Below are 240 nucleotides of genomic sequence, written 5' to 3' on the forward strand. Positions count from 1 at the left end.
CGGCGGCGGTGGCGGGGGCGGCGGCAACGGCCGCGGCACCAAGAAGTGCGGCAGCTGGTTCTCCCTCGACGGCGCCGGATGCCACATCAGCAACGGCGCCAAGCGGACCCAGAACTTCACCACCGACCACCCGGCCGTCCGCGCCATCGTGGTCACCACCGTGGAGATCGCCGCAGGCACCATGTGCTACGCCGGCGGCGCCGCAGGCGCCCTCGAAACCGGCGGAGCCACCGCCGTCGC

Annotated in this window: 1 protein-coding gene; it reads left to right on the forward strand. The window is 74.2% G+C overall.

What is annotated here, in order from left to right:
• A partial coding sequence (locus AA75_RS48925; RefSeq protein WP_033817924.1) for a hypothetical protein occupies nt 1-240 on the forward strand: 240 nt, incomplete at both ends.

Origin of the sequence: Kitasatospora sp. MBT63 (assembly GCF_000710465.2) — a bacterium.
GTDB lineage: Bacteria > Actinomycetota > Actinomycetes > Streptomycetales > Streptomycetaceae > Kitasatospora.